Origin of the sequence: Pseudomonas sp. 43NM1, from assembly GCF_002836905.1 — a bacterium.
Taxonomy (GTDB): Bacteria; Pseudomonadota; Gammaproteobacteria; order Pseudomonadales; family Pseudomonadaceae; genus Aquipseudomonas; species Aquipseudomonas prosekii.
In genome coordinates, this window is sequence record NZ_MKGS01000092.1 from 1 (window position 1) to 3,456 (window position 3,456).

Consider the following 3,456-nt stretch of genomic DNA (forward strand, 5'->3'; position numbering starts at 1 on the left):
CATGCAAACCAACCACCCGGACAAACCGGTGATGACCTACGAAATGTTCTTCCGCGAACGTCAGGAAGCGCGTTACGGCGGCAAATCCGGGCCGAAGTGTTGTTAAACGGCTGTCATTGAAGCAACGCAAAACCCTGTGGGAGCCGAGCTTGCTTGCGATAGCGGTCTGACATTCAGCAACTGTGTTGAATGTTCAATCGCCATCGCGAGCAAGCTAGCTCCCACATTTGTTTTGCATGAACACAAATCTGAGCACAACAGAAATCCCCTGTGGGAGCCGAGCTTGCTCGCGATAGCGGTCTGACATTCAGCAACGGTGTTGAATGTTCCGCCGCCATCGCGAGCAAGCTCGCTCCCACATTTGTTTTGCAGTGCACACAAATCTGCGCACAACAGAAACCCCCTGTGGGAGCCGAGCTGAACTGGCCTAATGATTTTGGACACTTCAATCGGGCGCTATGATGGCGCCCAAATCTGAGGTGTTTTTGGATATGCGTAATTCTTATTCAACTGAGTTCAAACTCAAGGCTGCTGGCATGGTGCTGGATGAGGGGATATCGGTTCCCGAGGTTTGCGCCAGTTTAGATATTGGCTCTACCGCCTTGCGTCGCTGGGTCGATCAGGTGCGTAAAGAACGCCAGGGTTCGACCCCGGTGGGAGCCAAAGCGATCACGGCTGACCAGCGAGAAATCCAGGAACTCAAAGCCTTGCTCAGGCAAAAAGACCGGGATATCGAAATCCTAAAAAAGGCCAGTGCTCTCCTGCTGTTGGACGCCAAAGATCATTCTCACTGATCAATGAGCTGGGCGAGCGATATGGCGTTAACGACTGCTGCCGCGTGTTTGAAGTCAGCCGCAGCAGTTTTTATGCTTGGCGTCAGCGCCAAGGCAAGGTGAACCCTGAGCGGGAGAAACTCAAAGCCATGCTGGTCGAGCATCACAAGGAATCCAGAGCTTCCGCGGGGGCGCGCACCCTTTCCAGGGAGCTGCAAGCCAAGGGGCATCGCGTCGGGCGGCACATGGCTCGCAGCTTGATGCGAGAAGCCGGCGTGGTCAGTCGTCAGCGCCGACGTCACAAATACAAGTCATCTGGCGTTGAAGCCTTGGTGGCGCCGCACGTGCTCAAGCGCGAGTTTGATGTCACGGCGATCAACCAAGTGTGGTGCGCGGACGTGACGTACATCAAGGTCGGCACGCGGTGGATGTATTTTGCAGCGGTTCTGGATCTGTTCGCCCGCCGGCTCGTGGGGTGGGCGTTTTCGATGATCTCGGATGCGGAGCTGACCTGCGAGGCCCTACGGATGGCGGTTGAGCTGCGAGGCAAACCCAAAGACGTGCTGTTTCACTCCGATCAAGGCTGCCAGTACACCAGCCATAAGTTCAGGAATGAGTTGCTGGCGAATGGACTGCGGCAAAGCATGAGTCGTAAAGGCGAATGCTGGGATAACGCCCCGATGGAGCGTTTCTTTGGAAGTCTGAAATCAGAGTGGGTGCCTGAAGCCGGTTACCGCTCGGAGTATGAAGCCCGGGCTGATTTGCAGCGCTACGTGGTGCGCTACAACAACTTCAGGCTCCATAGCTACAACGATTACCGGTCACCGGTCGCCATGGAGAAAATGGCGGCGTGAAAAAACCGTAATTGGTGTCCAGGATTACTTGACCAGATCAGCCTCGCTCCTACAGGGTTTGGGCTGGGCATATAACCGCAGACAACCGCGCAGTTGTGGGAGCAGAGCTTGCTCGCGATGGCGGTCGGTCAGGCGATTTTTGATTACCTGACCCAGCGCTTTCGCGGGCAAGCCTCGCTCCTACGGGTTTTGTGTTGGGCATATAACCGCAGACAACCGCGCAGTTGTGGGAGCCGAGCTTGCTCGCGATGGCGGTCGGTCAGGCGATTTTTGCTGACCTGATATACCGCTTTCGCGGGCAAGCCTTGCTCCTACAGGGTTTGGGTTGGTCGGTCAGGCGAGGCTGTCGACGACGCCGCCGTCTACGCGCAATGCCGCGCCGGTGGTGGCTGAGGCTTGCGGTGAGGCCACGTAGACCACCATGTTCGCTACTTCTTCCATTTCGGCCGCGCGCTGGATGATCGAGGTCGGACGGTTGGCCATGACAAAATCGGCTGCAACTTTTTCCATCGATTCGCCGGACTTTTGCTGTTCATCCTTGAGCATCTCCTGCAGCCCTTCGGACAACGTCGGCCCTGGCAGTACGGCGTTGACGGTCACGCCAGTGCCCGCCATGCGCTTGGCCAGACCCCGTGAAATCGACAGGTTTGAAGTCTTGGTGAAACCGTAATGGATCATGTCCGCCGGGATGTTCAGCGCCGACTCGGACGAGATGAACACCACCCGGCCCCAGGCGTTTTTCGCCATGCCTTCGAGATAGGCGCGCGACAGGCGCACACCGGACATCACGTTGACCTCGAAGAATTTTTCCCAGACCTCATCCTCGGTTTCGAAGAAATCCTGCGGGCCATAAATGCCGACGTTGTTCACCAGAATATCCACGTGCGGCAGGGCGGCGACCATGCTCTTGCAGCCCTCGGCGGTGCCGGCGTCGGCGGCGATCCCGCGCACCTTGGCGTTGGGCAGCAGCTTTTTGAGTTGGCTGACAGCGGCGTCGACAGCGTCCTGCTTGCGCCCATTGATCACCACCTCGGCACCGGATTGCGCCAGGCCTTTAGCAATCGCAAAACCGATGCCTTGGGTTGAGCCGGTGACCAGCGCGGTTTTGCTGGATAGATCGATGTTCATGGCTATCACTCGCTTGAAGGGGAGGTAAGAGGGATGACTGCGCGGGGCTTTGTGGAGTTCAAGGCATTCCGATGATTTGTAAAAAAGTTTGTCAGCGGCGTTGCTTCACGCCAGTCTGGACGTTGAAGATTTTTGCCAAGGCCTGTCGCTCTCATGTCAGAAAAAACCGCCGACCAACACTCGTTCCGGGCCGCTTCGGTATTGGCCCTGTGTTTACCTGGCGATGTCTTGTTGTACCTGCTGTTGCCGATGCAGTCGCAGGCATTCGGCATCACGTTGGCCGAGGCGGGGATTTTGCTGGCGGCGAATCGGCTGGTGCGGATTTTCGGTTATCGCTACGTCATGCAGTTTTACACCCGCCAGGGTGATCGCCCGGCGTTGCTGCTGGCCACGGGCACGGCGGCGTTGTGCGCGTTGGGTTACGCGACGCTGTCGGGTTTTTGGTGGTTGCTGCTGTTGCGCCTCGGTTGGGGGTTGTCGTACGCGGCGCTGAATTTGTCCACGCAAGTGATGGCTACCGCCGAGCCGTTGGGTGCGGCGCGGCGTACCGGGCGTTCGCGCGCGGTGATCGCGGCGGGGCCGATGCTGGCGCTGCCGCTGGGTGCGTTGCTCAGTGTCGAGTACGGCCCGCGAGTGATTTTCTACCTGATGTGCGTGACCTCGCTGATCGGAATGTGGCTGGCGCTCGGGCTGCCGTCGGC

General features: G+C 58.1%; 5 protein-coding genes. 4 read left to right on the forward strand and 1 reads right to left on the reverse strand.

The features are described 5' to 3' along the window. The 3 genes from BI292_RS09530 to BI292_RS09535 form a co-directional block, all read left to right on the forward strand. A partial coding sequence (locus tag BI292_RS09530; protein ID WP_157831240.1) for a CstA-like transporter-associated (seleno)protein occupies positions 1-106 on the forward strand: 106 nt, incomplete at its 5' end. 385 nt (positions 107-491) lie between these two features. Then, the gene (locus BI292_RS29130; RefSeq protein WP_256592642.1) at positions 492-794 is read left to right on the forward strand and encodes a transposase; all 303 of its coding nucleotides are present in this window, start codon (positions 492-494) and stop codon (positions 792-794) included. Between the two features lie 8 nt (positions 795-802). After that, positions 803-1,627, forward strand: coding sequence for an IS3 family transposase (locus BI292_RS09535; RefSeq protein WP_231987151.1), 825 nt, complete (start codon positions 803-805; stop codon positions 1,625-1,627). A gap of 333 nt (positions 1,628-1,960) precedes the next feature. On the opposite strand, the gene BI292_RS09540 is transcribed toward BI292_RS09535, so the two are convergent. Beyond that, the gene (locus BI292_RS09540; RefSeq protein ID WP_092279886.1) at positions 1,961-2,755 is read right to left on the reverse strand and encodes an SDR family NAD(P)-dependent oxidoreductase; all 795 of its coding nucleotides are present in this window, start codon (positions 2,753-2,755) and stop codon (positions 1,961-1,963) included. A gap of 153 nt (positions 2,756-2,908) precedes the next feature. On the opposite strand from BI292_RS09540, the gene BI292_RS09545 reads away from it, so the two are divergent. Then, positions 2,909-3,456, forward strand: a 548-nt coding sequence (locus tag BI292_RS09545; protein ID WP_157831241.1) for an MFS transporter, incomplete at its 3' end; no start/stop codon positions are given.